The 16,161-nt window shown below is 69.9% G+C and carries 16 protein-coding genes and 2 tRNA genes; 8 read left to right on the forward strand and 10 right to left on the reverse strand.

Translation table 11 applies throughout. The features are described 5' to 3' along the window. A partial coding sequence (locus tag GGR66_RS04965) for a transposase (protein ID WP_184447485.1) occupies window positions 1-288 on the forward strand: 288 nt, incomplete at its 5' end. A 77-nt stretch (window positions 289-365) separates the two neighbouring features. Here GGR66_RS04965 and GGR66_RS04970 read toward each other — a convergent pair. Next, complete coding sequence (locus GGR66_RS04970) at window positions 366-713, reverse strand: helix-turn-helix transcriptional regulator (protein ID WP_160965714.1); 348 nt, start codon at window positions 711-713, stop codon at window positions 366-368. 251 nt (window positions 714-964) lie between these two features. Between GGR66_RS04970 and GGR66_RS04975 the strand changes: the two genes are divergently transcribed. Next, complete coding sequence (locus GGR66_RS04975; protein WP_048491806.1) at window positions 965-1,162, forward strand: hypothetical protein; 198 nt, start codon at window positions 965-967, stop codon at window positions 1,160-1,162. 74 nt (window positions 1,163-1,236) lie between these two features. On the opposite strand, the gene GGR66_RS04980 is transcribed toward GGR66_RS04975, so the two are convergent. Both GGR66_RS04980 and GGR66_RS04985 read right to left on the reverse strand, forming a co-directional pair. Further along, window positions 1,237-1,321 (reverse strand) — tRNA-Leu (locus GGR66_RS04980). A gap of 95 nt (window positions 1,322-1,416) precedes the next feature. Continuing rightward, the gene (locus GGR66_RS04985) at window positions 1,417-1,872 is read right to left on the reverse strand and encodes a VirK family protein (RefSeq protein ID WP_160965716.1); all 456 of its coding nucleotides are present in this window, start codon (window positions 1,870-1,872) and stop codon (window positions 1,417-1,419) included. A gap of 352 nt (window positions 1,873-2,224) precedes the next feature. On the opposite strand from GGR66_RS04985, the gene GGR66_RS04990 reads away from it, so the two are divergent. The 5 genes from GGR66_RS04990 (at window position 2,225) to GGR66_RS05010 (ending at window position 10,080) form a co-directional block, all read left to right on the forward strand. Beyond that, window positions 2,225-2,309 (forward strand) — tRNA-Leu (locus tag GGR66_RS04990). 140 nt (window positions 2,310-2,449) lie between these two features. Continuing rightward, window positions 2,450-4,876 (forward strand): ribonuclease R, encoded by a 2,427-nt coding sequence (gene rnr / locus GGR66_RS04995; RefSeq protein ID WP_184447486.1) that lies wholly within the window; start codon window positions 2,450-2,452, stop codon window positions 4,874-4,876. 66 nt (window positions 4,877-4,942) lie between these two features. Further along, window positions 4,943-5,413, forward strand: a complete 471-nt coding sequence (locus GGR66_RS05000) for a GFA family protein (protein WP_184447487.1) — start codon at window positions 4,943-4,945, stop codon at window positions 5,411-5,413. 309 nt (window positions 5,414-5,722) lie between these two features. Then, a complete protein-coding gene (gene rlmB, locus GGR66_RS05005; protein ID WP_184447488.1) occupies window positions 5,723-6,469 on the forward strand; it encodes a 23S rRNA (guanosine(2251)-2'-O)-methyltransferase RlmB in 747 nt (248 codons plus the stop codon). Between the two features lie 698 nt (window positions 6,470-7,167). Beyond that, entirely contained in the window at window positions 7,168-10,080 is a 2,913-nt protein-coding gene (locus GGR66_RS05010; protein ID WP_326520970.1) for a diguanylate cyclase, read from the forward strand. Between the two features lie 67 nt (window positions 10,081-10,147). Here the strand turns inward: GGR66_RS05010 and GGR66_RS05015 are convergent, their stop codons facing one another. The 7 genes from GGR66_RS05015 to GGR66_RS05045 form a co-directional block, all read right to left on the reverse strand. Then, window positions 10,148-10,576, reverse strand: coding sequence for a hypothetical protein (locus GGR66_RS05015; RefSeq protein WP_317844963.1), 429 nt, complete (start codon window positions 10,574-10,576; stop codon window positions 10,148-10,150). A gap of 158 nt (window positions 10,577-10,734) precedes the next feature. After that, the gene (locus GGR66_RS05020; RefSeq protein WP_184447490.1) at window positions 10,735-11,040 is read right to left on the reverse strand and encodes a low molecular weight protein tyrosine phosphatase family protein; all 306 of its coding nucleotides are present in this window, start codon (window positions 11,038-11,040) and stop codon (window positions 10,735-10,737) included. A gap of 108 nt (window positions 11,041-11,148) precedes the next feature. Next, on the reverse strand, window positions 11,149-11,802 hold the full coding sequence (rnt, locus tag GGR66_RS05025; protein ID WP_160965730.1) for a ribonuclease T: 654 nt from the start codon (window positions 11,800-11,802) through the stop codon (window positions 11,149-11,151). Window positions 11,803-11,843: 41 nt separating this feature from the next. After that, window positions 11,844-12,590 carry a putative DNA-binding domain-containing protein gene (locus GGR66_RS05030; protein ID WP_184447491.1) on the reverse strand — a complete coding sequence of 249 codons (747 nt, stop codon included), beginning with the start codon at window positions 12,588-12,590 and terminating at the stop codon, window positions 11,844-11,846. Continuing rightward, on the reverse strand, window positions 12,587-13,432 hold the full coding sequence (locus GGR66_RS05035; protein WP_160965734.1) for a DUF692 domain-containing protein: 846 nt from the start codon (window positions 13,430-13,432) through the stop codon (window positions 12,587-12,589). The genes GGR66_RS05030 and GGR66_RS05035 overlap by 4 nt, the downstream gene beginning before the upstream one ends. Next, window positions 13,419-13,820, reverse strand: coding sequence for a hypothetical protein (locus GGR66_RS05040; protein ID WP_184447492.1), 402 nt, complete (start codon window positions 13,818-13,820; stop codon window positions 13,419-13,421). Before GGR66_RS05040 ends, GGR66_RS05035 begins: the two co-directional genes overlap by 14 nt. A gap of 153 nt (window positions 13,821-13,973) precedes the next feature. Next, window positions 13,974-15,443, reverse strand: a complete 1,470-nt coding sequence (locus GGR66_RS05045) for an efflux transporter outer membrane subunit (RefSeq protein WP_184447493.1) — start codon at window positions 15,441-15,443, stop codon at window positions 13,974-13,976. An 86-nt stretch (window positions 15,444-15,529) separates the two neighbouring features. On the opposite strand from GGR66_RS05045, the gene GGR66_RS05050 reads away from it, so the two are divergent. Then, window positions 15,530-16,147 carry a TetR/AcrR family transcriptional regulator gene (locus GGR66_RS05050; RefSeq protein ID WP_184447494.1) on the forward strand — a complete coding sequence of 206 codons (618 nt, stop codon included), beginning with the start codon at window positions 15,530-15,532 and terminating at the stop codon, window positions 16,145-16,147. Window positions 16,148-16,161: the final 14 nt, after the last annotated feature.

Genomic DNA, 16,161 nt, shown 5'->3' on the forward strand with positions numbered 1-16,161 from the left:
ACCGCCTTCGCCGGCCTGAATCCGTGCCTGCAGGAGTCGGGCGACCGCAAAGGCCATGTCTGCATCTCGCGCACCGGCTCGCCGCGCCTGCGCGCGGGCCTGTTCATGCCGGCCCTGGTGGCCATGACCCACAACCCGGTCATCCGGGCGCTGAAACAGCGGCTAAGCGAACGCGGCAAAGCCGGCAAGCAGATCGTGTGCGCCGCCATGCGCAAGCTCCTGCACCTCGCCTATGGCGTCCTCAAATCGGGCATCGCGTTCGACCCGAAAAGGGGCCTTGCCTGCTAGGGGGTAAGACGGTATCTACGAATGGCATTCCTTGGTTACTGGCGATGCCCGCAAGCCGCAACCGCCGCCAGCGCGACTCAACCGCTGTTGGGCTTGAGCAGTTGCAGCACGGCTTCGCGGTGGCCCGGCGGCGCGTTGCGATAGCGTGCCAATAGCGCACGCTCCTGCGCATCCTGGGCGAGCAAGGGATAGTCGGAGGGCAGGTCCTGCACGCGCTTGCCCGGGCCCACGCCGCACACCAGTTCGTCAAGCGAGCGGTTCAGTACGTTGCGCAGCGTCGGCAGCAGGCGAAAGCTCGGCGTTTCGCGGTCGTTCTCCCAGGCCGACACCGACGACTTGGTCACGTCCAGCGCGAAGCCCAACTGTTCCTGGGTGAGCCCGGCTGCTTTTCTGGCTTCGCGCAAACGGTCGCCGAAGCTATTCATCGCGGTGGGCCTCGGGGGACGGCGGGCCTACCAAGATATGGAGCATCCGTCGGCTTGTCGTACAGCCACGCTTGACTCCAATTGTTCGGAGATTCAATACTTGCGCGGTGTGGAATGTACGGACGCGCGAGGATGCGCATGCAGGACATGGACGTTGTGGACACGAGGGTGTCGGCGCCGCGGTGCGCCGCCGCCTCGCGCTTGCCGATCGCGGCACGACGCGGCGCCTGCCGGTGCGTGGGGGAGGGCGCATGGCCACCTACGAGGTGAGACTCCGGCGCATCGCGCAACTGGAGCCGTCCTTGCAGGTGCTGGTGCATGCCGCCAATGCCTACCTGGCCGCGCGTGCGGCCGAACGCCACAACCCGGGCTACCGTGCCTACAAGGTGGCGGTGTGGGTGAAGGGCGTGCGCGTGGACATCGGTCCGTTGCGTCCGCCGCAGCGCTGAGCGTCGCGGCCTGCGCGCAGCCAACAAAAAACCCGCCGAAGCGGGTTTTGAGATCTTTCTCGACCTGTCGGTCGTGGTGCCCAGGAGAGGACTCGAACCTCCACGGTTTTACCCGCTAGTACCTGAAACTAGTGCGTCTACCAATTCCGCCACCTGGGCAACTCAGAACGAGAATTGTGCGTGTGGAGGCGGATGCTGTCAAGCGTTTTGCGACAGTGGCGTTGCACCGCTGTCGCGTGCGATCGATCGCGACCTCAGTAGCCCACGTTGAAGCGCAGGCCCTGGTTGATCGCGCAGCGATAGCCGAGGGTGCTGCCGGTCTGCTGGTAGCTGGGCAGGGCGAACACGAACATGGTGAAGTCCACGGTGTTGTCCGGATGCACCTGGTAGCGCAGGAACTGCTGGATCGGCTTGCCGTCGCGGCCGACGGTGACGTGGTCGTCGGCGAAGGACAGGGTGCCGTCGGCGGTGACGCGATAGGCGCCGATGCGCAGGCCGCCGCGGGTCTGGCTGGGCGTGGCGCCGCCGGAGGTGGGCGTGCACTGGCTGAGGTCGATCGCCACGGCGACCGAGGCGCCGCTGTCCAGGGCGCGCTGGATCTGGGTGAGCGAGCCGAGCGTGGCATCGTCGGCGCCGGCAGTGGCGGCGGAAGCGCTGCTGGCGCTGGCGAACAGGGCGGCGGCGAGCAGGGAAGCGGACAGGCTGTGCATGGGAATGCTCCGGAGCGTGGGGGAGGGCGACGGATTGCCGGATGCAAACTAGCGAGGCGCCTATCCGGGTCAACCGACAAAATCGCGAACTTCCGGCGCCGTCACGGCGCATCTTCGAAGCCGGTCGGTTTGTGACCGCGTTGTGGCGGAATCGGCATTGCGCATGCGGTTTTCCGCCGAATTCGCGGGACGCCGAAGCGTGCGCACGTGCACAGCTGCGCAGCAGCCGGTATTTGCGTGGCGCCGCCGCATCCAGCGGTCGGATCGCGTCATCGATGCCGTCGATCGCGACCCGGTGCGAAATAGGCGTTGACAAGGTCGCGGCGGCACCGCAGAATTCGCGGCCTTCAGCGCCCAGGTGGCGGAATTGGTAGACGCACTAGTTTCAGGTACTAGCGGGTAAAACCGTGGAGGTTCGAGTCCTCTCCTGGGCACCACAGGCAACATCGCGAGAGCGCTGAACTCTCGCACCGACCGGCCCGCTGACGCGGGCTTCGTCGTTTCTGGGGCGCGCATTCGCCGCCGGCGCGCGACCCGGTTCGGGTGGGGGCCACCCGCATGGGAGTACCATGCACGGATGACAACTCGCAAAAGCAAGTCCGGCAAGCCCGGCACATCCGCGTCCAGCGACGCGCCCACCCCCGATACGCCGAAGAAATCGCGTCTGCCCGCCTGGATGCCCAGCTTCCTGCGCCGCGGCCCCAAGCCGCCGCTGCAACCGCTGCACCCGCCGTCGCCACCGCCGGCGGCCGCACCCGATGCCGCCGCGCCGATCCAGGACCCCTATGCCGCACGCGAGGCGGAGCGCTATGCGCAGCCGATCGCCAGTCGCGAGGCGATCCTGCAATTGCTCGAACGCTGCGATGGCCCGCAGACCCTGGACGAACTGGCCGACCAGCTCGGCCTGACCGAGCCGACGCGCAAGGAAGCGCTGAGCAAGCGCCTGGGCGCGATGCTGCGCGAAGCACAACTGGTGCAGAACCGCCGCGGCGGCTACGCGCCGCTGCAGCAGACCAACCTGATCCCCGGCGTGGTGATCGCCAATCCGGACGGCTTCGGCTTCCTGCGTCCTGACGAAGGCGGCGACGATCTGTTCCTGCCGCCGTACGAGATGCGCAAGGTGCTGCATGGCGACCGTGCGCTGGCCAACGTCACCGGCATCGACCGCCGCGGCCGCCGCGAGGGCAGCATCGCGCGCGTGCTCGAGCGCGGCCTGACCCGCCTGATCGGCCGCTTCAGCCTGGAAGCCGGCATCGCCTTCGTGGTGCCGGACGACAAGCGCATCCAGCGCAACGTGCAGATCCCCACCGACGCCGTCGGCGAGGCCCGCGACGGGCAACTGGTGGTGTGCGAACTCACCTCTGCGCCGGACGCGCGGCGCCCGCCGATCGGCAAGATCATCGCGGTGCTTGGCGACAAGCTGACCCCGTCGCTGCTGGTGGAAGCGGCGATCCACGGCCACGAGCTGCCCTACGAATTCCCGCAGGCCGTGCTGGACGAAGCCGCGGCGGTGCCGCTGACGGTGGAGCCGGCCGCGACCAAGGGCCGCGTGGACCTGCGGCAGACGCCGCTGGTGACCATCGACGGTGCCGACGCCAAGGACTTCGACGACGCGGTGTTCTGCGAGCCCAACGCCGACGGTTTCCGCCTGGTGGTGGCGATCGCCGACGTGTCGCATTACGTGCGTCCGGGTACGCCGCTGGATACCGAGGCGGTCAAGCGTGCGACTTCGGTGTACTTCCCGGGCTTCGTGGTGCCGATGCTGCCGGAGACGCTGTCCAACGGTATCTGCTCGCTAAACCCCAAGGTCGACCGCATGTGCTTCGTCTGCGACATGCAGATCGATCGCCAGGGCGAGGTGGCCGGCGCGCGCTTCTACGAGGCGGTGATGAACTCGCATGCGCGGCTCACCTACGAGCAGGTGTGGCAGGCGGTGGGCGAGAAGGACGCGCAGGTGCGCAAGGACGTGGCGGCGGTGCTGCCGCAGCTGGAGCGGCTGCATCAGCTGTACCAGATCCTGGCCAAGGCACGTGCGCGCCGCGGCGCGATCGAGTTCGAAACCGCGGAAGTGCGCTTCGTGCTCGACAACACCGGCGAGGTGACCCAGGCCGGCATGCTGGTGCGCAACGACGCGCACAAGCTGATCGAGGAATGCATGATCGCCGCCAACGTGGCCGCGGCGCGCTATTTGCTGGAGACGCACATTCCGGCGCCGTTCCGCGTGCACGAGCGCCCGCCGGAATCCAAGTACGCCGACCTGCTGGAGTTCCTCAAGGAGTTCAAGCTGAGCCTGCCGGCGTGGAGCAAGGTGGTGCCGGGCGACTACACCAAGCTGCTGAAGAAGGTACGCGAGCGCCCGGACGCGGCGCTGCTGGAATCGGTGCTGCTGCGCAGCCAGAGCATGGCGGTGTACTCGCCCGACAACGCCGGCCACTTCGGCCTGGCGCTGGAGGCCTACGCGCACTTCACCTCGCCGATCCGCCGCTATCCGGACCTGCTGGTGCACCGCGCGATCAAGTACGCGCTGACCCGCGGCGCGCCGGACAAGTACCTGTACGCGCCGCGCGAGATGGCGGCATTGGCGCTGCAGTGCTCCGAGCGCGAGCGCCGCGCCGACGAGGCCGAGCGCGAGGTCGACGAGCGCTACCGCGCCGCGTGGATGGAGAAGCACGTCGGCGGGCAGTTCGATGGCGTGGTCAGCGGCGTGACCAGCTTCGGCCTGTTCGTCGAGTTGGACCAGTCCAAGGTCAACGGCCTGATCCACGTGACCCAGTTGCCGCAGGACTATTACCAGTTCGACGCGACCCGCAAGACCCTGACCGGCGAGCGCCGCGGGCGCGAGTTCCGCTTGGGCGACCGCGTGCGCATCGTGGTGCTGAAGGCGAGCATGGAAGAGCGCAAGATCGACTTCCGGCTGGTCGAGGAAGGTTCATCGGCACACGAGGACTTGCCGCCGCCGCCGCCCCGCGGGCAGCCGGCCAAACGCAAGAAAAAGAAGTACTGACGGCGTGCGTCGCGGCGGTCGTGGCGACCGCCGCTGCACCGCCCCGCGTGCATGGGAGGAGCGGCGATGGAGCAGGAGCAGTACAGCGGCGGGTGCCAGTGCGGCGCGGTACGTTTCCGCGTCCGTGGACAGCTGCACGACGCCTCGATCTGCCACTGTCGGATGTGCCAGAAGGCGTTCGGTGCCTACTACGCGCCGCTGGTCTCCACCCGCGGTGCGGAACTGATCTGGACCCGCGGCGCACCCAAGCGTTTCGCTTCGTCGAACCTGGTGCAGCGCGGCTTCTGCGCCGAGTGCGGCACGCCGCTCACCTACGAAGCGCCGGATGGCATCGCGTTGGCCGCAGGTGCCTTCGATCGGCCGGAGGCCCTGCCGCCCACCATCCAGTACGGCATCGAAGCGAAGCTGCCGTTCGTGGATGCGCTGCATCGGCTGTCGGCGATTCGCACCGAGGGCGATCTGGCGGCCGCGCCGTTCCTGGCCGATGTCGTGTCGCGCCAGCATCCGGACCACGATACCGAGCGCTGGCCGGGCTGAGCCGCTATCGGCGGTGCTGGGGATCCCTGCGTTCTAGAACCATCGATCGCGAAAGGCGGGAGGGCAGGAGGTTCAGGCCGCCTGCAGTCGGGACTGAAGTCCCTCCCACAAGGCTGCGCCGCGTCCGGCGCTGCGTCGGTAGTCTTGCCGCCGCGATATGCATGCCTGCGGCATTGCGGGAAGTGGGACATCGCGGGCAAGCCGCTTCTGCCAATCCCCAATCCCCAATCCCCAATCCCGGCCCCCAGGTGTGACGCCAGCGGCCACAACCCCTACCATGCCCGCTTTCCTTTCGCGTAGTCCCGCCTCATGAGCAAGCAGAACCAGTGGATCGTCGGCGTCAACGCCGTGGCGTCGTCGATCGAGAACGACGCGGACAACGTGCGCGAGGTGCTGGTGGAGGCGGGCAGCAAGAATCCGCGCCTGCAGGAGATCGAGGAGAACGCGCGGCGCAAGGGCATCGACGTGCGGCGGGTGAACACCCAGGCGCTGGACGGCGTCGGCGGCTCGGTGCGGCACCAGGGCGTGGCCGCGCGCTACGCCGCGGCGCGCACCTGGGCCGAGAGCGAACTGGAAGGCCTGGTCAGCGCCGCCGAGGGCCGCGCGCTGCTGCTGGTGCTGGACGGCGTACAGGACCCGCACAACCTCGGCGCCTGCCTGCGCAGCGCCGCGGCGGCCGGGGTGACCGCGGTGGTGATTCCCAAGGACAAGTCGGCACCGGTCAACGCCACCGTGCGCAAGACCTCGGCCGGCGCCGCCGACCGCCTGCCGATCGTGGCGGTGACCAACCTGGCGCGCTGCCTGCGCGAGCTGCAGAAGCAGGGCGTGTGGATCTACGGCCTGGCCGGCGAGGCCGAGACCTCGCTGTACGCGCAGGACCTGCGCGGCAATGTGGCGCTGGTGCTGGGTGGCGAGTCCGACGGCCTGCGCCGGCTGACCCGCGAGCACTGCGACGGCCTGGTGCGCATCCCGATGCCGGGCGAGATCGAGAGCCTCAACGTCTCGGTCGCCGCGGGCGTGACCCTGTTCGAGGCGGTCCGTCAGCGCATGGGCTGAGCGCGGCGGCGCCGCGGCCAGCCTACGACGCCACTGGCGCTCCCTCATCGGGAGCAAAGCTCCTCTCCCGCCGGGAGAGGGGTTGGGGTGAGGGTACGGGGCGAAGCCCTCGTGTATCAGGCCGACGCAAGGCTTCGCCCGTACCCTCATCCGCCCCCTGCGGGGGCACCTTCTCCCGGCGGGAGAAGGGAGCGCGGGGCGCCAGGAGCCCGAAGCCCCTCTCCCGCCGGGAGAGGGGTTGGGGTGAGGGTACGGGGCGAAGCCCTCGCGTATCAGGCCGACGCAAGGCTTCGCCCGTACCCTCATCCGCCCCTTCGGGGCACCTTCTCCCGGTGGGAGAAGGGGGCGCGCGATCGAGCCTCGTCGGCGCTACCCTCGCGCAAGCCACCGGCTTAACCGCCGCGCAATCTTCACGCGTCCTTTTTCCTGCGTCTGCTACGGCCTCCACCCGCAGCGCCGCTTTTTTGCCTACCATGGGCGCTCGTCCCGTGTTCCGCTCCGGTAATGAGTCTGTGTCGCCCCCGTCCCTTTGACTCTGGCACCCCGCGCCAGGGTCCTGTCGCGCCCCGCCTGCGTCGGATCGGGTCGGCACAGTGAACGTTGCCAGGGGGAGGGGGAACGCGGCGCTCGCACGCGACCGCGGGCGCGCTTGGGCGCGCGCATGGTCGGTGCTGCTGGTCCTGCTGCTGGCGCTGGGCGTGGCCTGGCGCGCCGTCGCCGCCGACGGCGCGGCAAATGGGGTGCCGCCGCTACGCGACTACGCGATCGATTCCTGGACTTCGCGCAACGGCTTGCCGCACAACTCCCTGCGCGATCTGGCGCAGACCCCGGATGGCCGCCTGTGGTTCGCCACCTGGGAAGGGCTGGTGCGCTACAACGGCCTGGACTTCACCGTCATCGACCGCAGTACCCGCCCGGGCCTGCCCGACAACGGCGTGGGCTCGCTGTATGTGGACCGTGCCGGCGCGCTGTGGCTCAGCGATTCGCGCGGCAATCTCGGCCGCCACGATGCGGCCGGCCACTGGCGCTTCTGGCGGCAGCCGCCGGGCTGGCCGCATGCGCTGATCCACGCGATGACCCAGGACCGCGACGGCCGCATGTGGCTGCTGTTCGAGGGCAATGGTCTGGGCTGCCTGTGGCCGGACGGTCGCTTCGATTACCAACCGGCGCCGCGCGATCTGCCGTTGGCGGCGAGCTTTCCGCAGCTTGCCGCCGACGATCAGGGGCGGCTCTGGATCGGCAGTCTCGACGGCCTGCTGTACCGCGACCCGCAGGGTGTGCTGCGGCGCGCGCCGGCCGCCTTCGGTCTGCCGCCGGGGCTGGCCTGGCCGTATCGCGCGCCGGACGGCTCGCTGTGGCTGGTGGCCGGCGAGAACCTGTACCGGCTGCAGGGCGAGCGCGCGGTGCTGGTGCAGCACCTGCCGGGCTACGGCCATTTCACCTCGATGCTGCGCGACCGCGACGGCGCGATCTGGCTGGGCACCGAGAACCAGGGGTTGCTGCGGATCAGCGCGCACGGCATCGAGCGCATGCTGCCGGGCGACGTGCTGCCCAACGGGCGCATCGTCAGCCTGCTGCAGGATGCTGAGGGCAGTATCTGGATCGGCGCCAATGGCGGCCTGTTCCGCCTGCGCGAGACGCTGTTCGCCGGCTACACCCGCCGCGACGGGCTCAGCGGCGACTACGTGCGCGCGTTGCTGGAGACCCCGGATGGCGCGCTATGGATCGGCAGTGCCGCCGGCCTGGACCGGATGGCGCCGGACGGACGGATCGCCCCGGTCGCGCTGCGCGACGCGCCATCGGTGCTGAGCCTGGCGCGCGGCCTCGACGGCGACCTGTGGATGGGCACCTATGCCGACGGCGTGTACCGCCTGCGCGACGGCCGCGTCGTGCGCCACTACGGAACGCGCGAGGGATTGCCCAACGGGCAGGTGCGCGCGCTCAGCGTCGATGCGGCCGGCACGGTCTGGGTCGCCACGCGCAGCGGGGTGATGCGCATCGACGGCGACCGGCTGTCCGCGCCGGACGTGCCCGGCCTGCCGTACGGCCTGATCACGGCCCTGGCCAGCGTCGATGGGGCGCTGTGGATCGGCTCGGTCGAAGGCGTGTCGGTGCTGCGCGACGGCCGGGTGCGGCAGCTGGCGCTGGAACCGCTGGGCGGCGCGCGCACCGTGTTCGGATTCCAGGCGCTGGGCCGCGACATGTGGATCTCCACCGACCGCGGCCTGCACCGCGACCGCGACGGCCAGTTGGCGCGCGTCGGACTGGAGCAGGGCATGCCAGTTGATGCGGTGTTCCAACTGGTCCGCGATCGCCTCGGCAACGTCTGGATCAGCAGCAACCGCGGCGTGTTGCGCACCACGGTGGCGGCGCTGAACGCAGTCGCCGACGGCCGCCAGGCACGATTGCAGGTGAACCGCTACGACGAGATCGACGGCATGTCCAACGCCCAGGGCAACGGCAGTTCCGGGCCGTCGATGATCCTGCGCCACGACGGCACGGTGTGGCTGGTCACCGCCGGCGGCGTCAGCACGGTCGATCCGCGACGCCTTGCCCGCTTCCGCGATCGCGTACCGCCGCCGCCGGCGATCGAGAGCGTGCTGCTGGATGGCCAGCCCTTTCCCTGGCAGAACAAGACGGAGCTGCCTGGTGCCAAGCGCATCAGCGTGTCCTATGTCGGCCTGAGCTATCTGCTGCCCGAGCGCATCCGCTACCGCACCCGGCTCGACGGCCTGGACAGCGGTTGGATCGACCGCGGCAACCAGCGCAGCGTGGAGTTCATCGGCCTGCCGCCGGGCGACTACACCCTGCATGTGGCCGCGGCGCACCCGGACGGCGCCTGGAGCACCCGCGAGGCCGTGTGGCATTTCAGCGTGGCGCCGCTGTGGTGGCAGCGGCACAGCGTGCAGGCGGCGGCCGTGGCGCTGTTGGTGCTGACGCTGCTGCTGCTGTACCGCTACATGATCGCGCGCTACAAGCGTCGCGCGCTGCGCCTGGAACGGCTGGTGGAGCGGCGCACCAGCGCGCTGCGGCTGCAGACCGAGCGCCTGCTGCAGGCCGACGCCGAGAAGAGCCAGTTGCTGGCGGAACTGCAGCGCCAGGCCACCGCCTTCGAGCGCCTGGCGCACGAGGATGCGCTGACCGGACTGCCGAACCGGCGTCACTTCGACGAGGTGCTGGTGCACAGCATGCAGCGTGCGCAACGCAGCGGCGCGCCGCTGTGCCTGCTGGTGATGGACATCGACCGCTTCAAACAGATCAACGATGGCTATTCGCATGCCACCGGCGATGCGGTGTTGCGCGAGGTCGGGCAGCTGCTGCTGAGCGCCTGCCGCGCCTCGGACCTGCCGGCGCGCTTGGGCGGCGAAGAGTTCGCGGTGCTGCTCGGCGACACGCCGCTGGCCGATGCCGAGCGCCTGGCCACGCGCCTACGCGACCTGTTCCATGCGCGCCTGCAGTGGGCGCCCGAAGCGCCCGCGCTGCGCGTCACCTTCAGCGGTGGTCTGGTCGCGCTACGCCCGGACGAGACGCCGAGCCAGTGGCTGGAACGCGCCGATGGGGCCCTGTACCGCGCCAAGGGCATGGGGCGCGATCGGGTGTGCGTGGGCTGAGCACGCGTCCGGGCATGCGGCTGGGCGCTGTCGTTCTACTTTGTAGCGTGCATCGCAGGCGCGCGGTTCAGCCTGTGGCGTGGTGGTCCAGCATCTCCAGCGCCATCTGCGCTGCCTCGCGGGTGTCTGGCTGTTCCGACCGCAACGACAGGGCCAGCCCCTCGCGCAAGGTCGGATCCGCAAAGGCGGCGGCCAACTGCGTGACCCAGTAGCGGCTACCGTCAGGTAGCGCCGGATCGTCCAGCGCCTCCCGGATCGCGGCGATGGCGTCTGCGCGGTCGCAGGCGAGGAACACGTCCTCGACCAGCGGGTAGACGCCCCAGCCATCGCCGTGGCCGAAGGAGCGCAGGAACAGCGGCAACGCGGCGCGCTCGGGAGCGGTGAGAAACAGCCGTCTCGCCGCGTCGTAGGCGTCGATCAGCTGCTGGGTGAGCTGGTCGTCGTCGGGCATCGGTTGATGCGCGCGCAGGAAGGACAGGGCGTCGGTCGTTTTCACTGGGTGGATCGTTCGCGGGGCACGTCCGCCATGATGCGCCTTGTCTTGTGGAAGCACAGGGTCTTTGTACGCGCACGCATCGCTGATGCCGATGCGCGGACGCGCTGGATGCCGGCGAGCGAGCGCAGGATCAGCGCGCAGGCAGGTGGCGCGATACCTTACGCGGTCAGCAGCTGCACCAGCGCCGGATCCATGTGGGCGAAGTCGTCGGGGATGTCCAGGCAGACGATGCGTGCGCGGCCGAGGTGGCGCTTGAACCGGCGCGACAGTTTGGCGCGGTGCGGCGGTTCCATGACGAAGACGATGTTCGCCCACTCCAGCAATTCCGGGGTGACCGGGGTGTCCGCGTCGTGGTCGACGCCGGCCGAGGCGGTCTCCACGCCGGGCCAGGTGGCGAACACCTGTTCCGCGGTGGGGCTGCGCAGCCGATTGCGGCTGCAGACGAATAGCACGTTGCGGGTCATGCGGCGCACTGCCGGCGTGCGTGCGGCGTTATCACCAGCCGTTCGGGCGCAATGTCGCCGGGCCAACACGACGGCGTCGCGCGTGTGCCGTGCAAGGCGCGCCGCGGCTCATGGCGCTGCGGCGACCGGCGGGGCCGGCCAGGCATTGGCGATCTTGCAGAACAGGCGCGCGGTCTGCTCGGTGTCGTAGACCGCGCTGTGCGCGTCGGCGGCGTTCCAGTCGAAACCGGCGGCCTGCACCGCGCGCGCCAGCACGGTCTGGCCGTAGGCGATTCCGGCCAGGGTGACGGTGTCGAACACGCTGAAAGGGTGGAACGGATTGCGCTTGTGGCCGCAGCGGGCGACCGTGGCATTGAGGAAGTTGAGGTCGAAATGGGCGTTGTGGCCGACCAGGATGGCGCGCTGGCAACCGTACTTCTTCACTGCCGCGCGCACCGGCGCGAACACGTGGTCCAGCGCCTCGCGTTCGGGCTTGGCGAAGCGGAACGGATGGTCCAGGACGATGCCGGTGACCTCCAGCGACTTGGGATCGATCAGGGTGCCGGGCGCCGGCACCACGTGCGCGCTGGCGGTGACGCCGGGATACAGCTGGCCGAAATCGTCCATCTCGATCGGCACCACCGCGATCTCCAGCAGCGCGTGCTTGTTCCAGTCAAAACCGCCGGTTTCCACGTCCACCACCACCGGCAGATAGCCGCGGAAACGCCGCGACATCGGGGTGATGACCAGGGGTTGCGAGGGGCTGTCGACCGAATCGTTCATCCGCCAAGGTTAGCAGAGCGCGGCCGCCGGCCGCCGCGGCGTCATCCCGGCAGGCGCGTGCCGAGCACGCTGCCCTGCGCGCGCAGCCGTTCCAGCAGCGCCGCACCCTCGTGCAGCAGGGCATCTGGTGCCAGGCCGTGGGTGGTGGCCAGGTCGAGCAGCAGCGCTCGTCCGCTGCGCGTGCCGGGCTGCAGCGCCGCCAGCACGGCGTAGGCCAGCGGCGCCAGTTCGGCGAAGCGCACCTGCCCGTCGGCCTCGCGCCGCGCCAGCAGGCAGGTCGGCTGCGCCGGCGCCGCGTCCGGCTGCCAGGCCGGGCCGATGCGCTGCACCGGCCAGCGGTAGCGCAGCAGGCGCAGCCAGGGCGACAGCAGCGGGATGCCGTCGAGCAGGTCGCCGTGCGGATCGTGCGGCGGCAGCGCGGCATCGTCGATCTGCACCTGCAGTTCCACGGTTTCGTAGTGCGCCAGTTCGGCCAGCCACGGACGCTGCGGATCGGGCGCGCGCTGCTCCAGGAACGCCACCAGTTCGCCGCCCAGGCGCGGGAACAGCGGCGTGCGGGCGCGGTGCTCGGCGCAGAACGCGCGTAGCAGTGCCGTCCAGTCGGTGTCGCCGAGGGTGGCGCGCAGCACCGGGAACTGGCCGCCCAGCAAGTGCGCCAGGTTGTCGAAGAACAGGGCGCGGTACACCGCCAGGCGCTGCGGTGGGATGTCGGCCGGCGGCGGGTATCGCTGCGGATCGCGCAAATGCCGGGTCAGGGCGAACTGCTGCGCGTGCAGGGTCTCGCTCATGCGCTGGGCGCCTGCGCCTGCGCGCTGCGGATGCGCTGCACTTCGTCCAGCAGTTCTCCCAGCGGCGGGAACTGGCCGTCGCGCTCGAGCACGGTCGGACGCACGCCGTGCAGGCGATAGGCGGCGGCGAGCAGGGTCCACACCGGATCGGTCACCGGCGCGGCGTGGGTATCGATCTTCAGGCCGCTGGCGGCGTCGTCGCGGTGACCGGCGACGTGGTACGAGGCGATGCGTGCGCTGGGCATGGCGGCGAGAAAGGCCAGCGCGTCGTCGCCGTGGTTGCTGGCGTTGACGTGCACGTTGTTGACGTCCAGCAGCAGGTCGCAGTCGGCCTCGTCCAGCACCGCGGCCACGAAGGCGGCTTCGCTCATCGCCTGGCCGGGCGCGGCGTAGTAGGAGACGTTCTCCACCGCGATGCGCCGGCCAAGCGCGTCCTGCACCTGGGCGATGCGTGCGCCGACATGGCGCACCGCTTCGTCGGTGAACGGCAGCGGCAGCAGTTCGTAGAGTTGGCCGTCGTCGGCGCTGTAGCTGAGGTGTTCGCTGTACAACGCGACCCGGTGCCGGTCGAGGAAGTGCCGGGTCTGCAGCAGCAGGGTGGTGTCCAGCGCGGCCACGCCACCGAGCGACAGCGACAGGCCGTGGCAGCTGAGCGGATGCCGCGCGCTCAGCGTCTGCAGCAGTTCCCCGGGACGGCCGCCGACGCCGATCCAGTTGTCCGGTGCGCATTCGAGGAAATCGAACGCATCGGTTGGTGCTTGCAGCAGTTCCGGCAGCAAGCCGCGACGCAGCCCGAGGCCGGCGCTGGCCGCGGCAAGGGGGCTCGGTTCAGAGGCTGCCACCGCATTTGCCCTCGCCGCACTTGCCTTCGGCCATGGCCTTGTCGTCGTGCTTGGCCTGGGGCGTGGCGGCGCCAGCGGCCGCCTCGGGCTTGGCCGGCGTCGCCGCCGGGGCGTGCGCGCCGCAACTGCCGTCGCCGGCCTTGGCGCCGCAGCCGCCTTCGCTGGCCTTGGCCGGATCGGCGGCCTGCCTGGCCTGCGCCGGCGGTGCGGGCGTCGGCGTTGCCGGCGCGGTCGCCTCGGTGCTTTGCGGCGGGGTGACGGCCGCCTGCGCGCCGAGCGCATAGCCCTGGGCGAGATCGGTCATGGCCAGGGCGGAGGCGGACAGGCCGATGCCGCCGAGCAGGACCGCACCGGCGAGGGCAGGGGACGGGCGGGGCGATCTGGACATGGGCAGGCTCCTGGCGATGGGATGACACCAGCCGCGGCGGCCGGCGCTGGGCCAAGCCTACCCGCTGCGGCTCGCCCGCGGCAAAGCGCATTGCACATGCGGTCGCTGCGCCGCGCACGCTGTCCGTGCTGGCGCGCGCGGCGCAGTCGCGCCTCAGCGTGCTGCAGTCGCTGCAGGTGGGACGGAGGGCACGGGCTGCCAGCCGCCTCCCAGCGCCCTGAACGCCGCCACGGCGGCATGCGCCGCGTCGGCCTGCGCCTGGGCTCTCGCGTCCGATGCCTGCAGCAGCGTCGCGTCGGCCTGCAACACCTCGATCAGGCTCGCGGTCCCGTGCTGATACGCCGCGAACGAGGATTGCCTGGCACGGGACAGCGCAGCTTCGCCTTGCGTCAACCTCGCGCTCTGTTCGCCGCGGTTGAGCACGGCAGACAAGGCGTTCTCGACGTCCTCGGTCGCGCGCAAAACGGCCTGGCGGTAGGCGGCCAGCGCTTCCGCATCCTGCCCCTTGGCGAGCGCGATCTGCGCGTTGATGCGGCCGAAGTCGAACAGCCGCCAGCGCAGGCCCAACACGGCCGACGCCTGGTTCGCGCCGCCGTCGAACAGATGGCCGGCGGAAATCGCCGTGGCGCTTCCCAGCAGGCCGCTGAGCGAAAACGTGGGGTAGTACGCCGCGATCGCCGCACCGATGCGCGCATTGCTCGCTGCGAGCCGGCGTTCGGCCACGATCAGGTCCGGGCGTCGCTGCAGCAGATCGGCGGGCGAGCCCATGTCGGCGATCCGTGGCGGCGAGGGAATCGGCGCGAGCGCGCTGAGTTCGCCGCGATGCGTTCCCGGCGGAACGGCCAGCATCACATCCAGTGCGTTCATGGCGGCTTCGAGGCCGGTCTGCAGCGCGGGAACGGTCGCTTGCACGCCTGCCAGCGCGCCTTCCGCCTGCCGGAGCTGGTAATCGGCGGCCAGTCCCTTGTCGTACAGGCGCTGCACTTTCGCCACCAGGTCGCGCTGGATCTGTACCTGTCGCTCGGCGATCGCCAGGCGGGTCTGCAAGCCACGGATGGCGATGTAGAGGTCCGCGGTCTGCGCCGCCACGGCCAGCCGCGTTGCCGCGGCACCGGCATGCGCGGCCTGGTAATCGGCCAGCGCCGCCTCGCGGCCGCGGCGCAGGCCGCCGAACAGGTCGATCTCCCAGCTTGCGCCAAGGTTGGCCTCCTCCGCATTGCCCCAGCGATCGAAACCCGGCGTGGCCGCAAGGACCTGACCGAGTGGGGTCTGGACCGATTGATAGGCACGCGCGGCCGAGCCGCTGATCTGCGCCGACGGCAGCAACGTCGCCGTGGTGGCACCCAGCGCGGCGCGTGCCTGGGCAACACGGGCCGCGGCCTGGGCCATGTCGAGGTTCTGGTCGATCGCCAGCCCGACGAAGTGGGTCAGCAAAGGATCGTCGAAGCCCTGCCACCACGTCGCCAGATCGGCAGCCGGCGCGCCATCGCCGCGGTCCGTTGCCGCCTTGCCCAGGTAGCGAGCAGGCACCGGCGCATCGGGTCGGTGATAGTCCGGGCCGACAGCGCAACCTGCCAGCACGCTGGCGCAGAGGAGCGGGGCGAGAGAGCGGCGGGGCAGCATGCGGGGCCTTGGGCTTGGTAGGTCGTGACCATATTATTAAATGGTCACTCGTTGTCAAGCTGGAGCGGCTTACGTAAGCTTCGAAAATGAGCAAAGCACACACGTCTGCGCCGCAACTGCGGGGACCTTCGGACCATGACGTCCGCGATCAGATCGTCGAGGCGGCGACCGACTATTTCGGCCGATACGGTTACGGCAAGACCACCGTGTCCGAGCTGGCCAAGGCGATCGGGTTTTCCAAGGCCTACATCTACAAGTTCTTCGAGTCCAAGCAGGCGATCGGCGAGGTCATCTGCTCCAATCGTCTGAGCGCGATCATGGTGGCGGTCGACGCCGCCGTCGCCGATGTTCCCGCGGCGGCGGAGCGTCTGCGCCGGATGTTCAAGGCGCTGGCGGAAGCCGGCAGCCACCTGTTCTTCCAGGAGCGCAAGCTCTACGACCTCGCCGCCACCTCCGCCAGCGAGTCGTGGCCGGCGGTCGGCGCCTACGAGGCCCATCTGAAGGCGCTGGTGCTGCAGATCGTGCGCGATGGCCGCGACGCGGGGGAATTCGAACGCAAGACCCCGCTGGACGAGGCGGTCAACGCCATCTATCTGGTCATGCGCCCATACGTCAATCCGCTGTTGCTGCAGCACAACCTGGACAACGTCGCGGATGCGACGACGCAGTTGTCCAGCCTGATCCTGCGGAGCCTGGCGCCTTAGCTGAGTTTCTCTGA

Source organism: Xanthomonas sp. 3498 (assembly GCF_014199795.1).
Taxonomy (GTDB): domain Bacteria; phylum Pseudomonadota; class Gammaproteobacteria; order Xanthomonadales; family Xanthomonadaceae; genus Xanthomonas_A; species Xanthomonas_A rydalmerensis.

Bases quoted from the DNA above. Each gene is read 5' to 3' on its own strand.
- GGR66_RS05030 (WP_184447491.1), bottom strand. From the start codon at position 12,590: ATGAGCGAGACCCTGCACGCGCAGCAGTTCGCCCTGACCCGGCATTTG.
- rlmB (WP_184447488.1), top strand. From the start codon at position 5,723: ATGAGCAAGCAGAACCAGTGGATCGTCGGCGTCAACGCCGTGGCGTCG.
- GGR66_RS05045 (WP_184447493.1), bottom strand. From the start codon at position 15,443: ATGCTGCCCCGCCGCTCTCTCGCCCCGCTCCTCTGCGCCAGCGTGCTG.
- GGR66_RS04985 (WP_160965716.1), bottom strand. From the start codon at position 1,872: ATGCACAGCCTGTCCGCTTCCCTGCTCGCCGCCGCCCTGTTCGCCAGC.
- GGR66_RS05000 (WP_184447487.1), top strand. From the start codon at position 4,943: ATGGAGCAGGAGCAGTACAGCGGCGGGTGCCAGTGCGGCGCGGTACGT.
- GGR66_RS05050 (WP_184447494.1), top strand. From the start codon at position 15,530: ATGAGCAAAGCACACACGTCTGCGCCGCAACTGCGGGGACCTTCGGAC.
- rnr (WP_184447486.1), top strand. From the start codon at position 2,450: ATGACAACTCGCAAAAGCAAGTCCGGCAAGCCCGGCACATCCGCGTCC.
- rnt (WP_160965730.1), bottom strand. From the start codon at position 11,802: ATGAACGATTCGGTCGACAGCCCCTCGCAACCCCTGGTCATCACCCCG.
- GGR66_RS05040 (WP_184447492.1), bottom strand. From the start codon at position 13,820: ATGTCCAGATCGCCCCGCCCGTCCCCTGCCCTCGCCGGTGCGGTCCTG.
- GGR66_RS04970 (WP_160965714.1), bottom strand. From the start codon at position 713: ATGAATAGCTTCGGCGACCGTTTGCGCGAAGCCAGAAAAGCAGCCGGG.
- GGR66_RS05020 (WP_184447490.1), bottom strand. From the start codon at position 11,040: ATGACCCGCAACGTGCTATTCGTCTGCAGCCGCAATCGGCTGCGCAGC.
- GGR66_RS04975 (WP_048491806.1), top strand. From the start codon at position 965: ATGGCCACCTACGAGGTGAGACTCCGGCGCATCGCGCAACTGGAGCCG.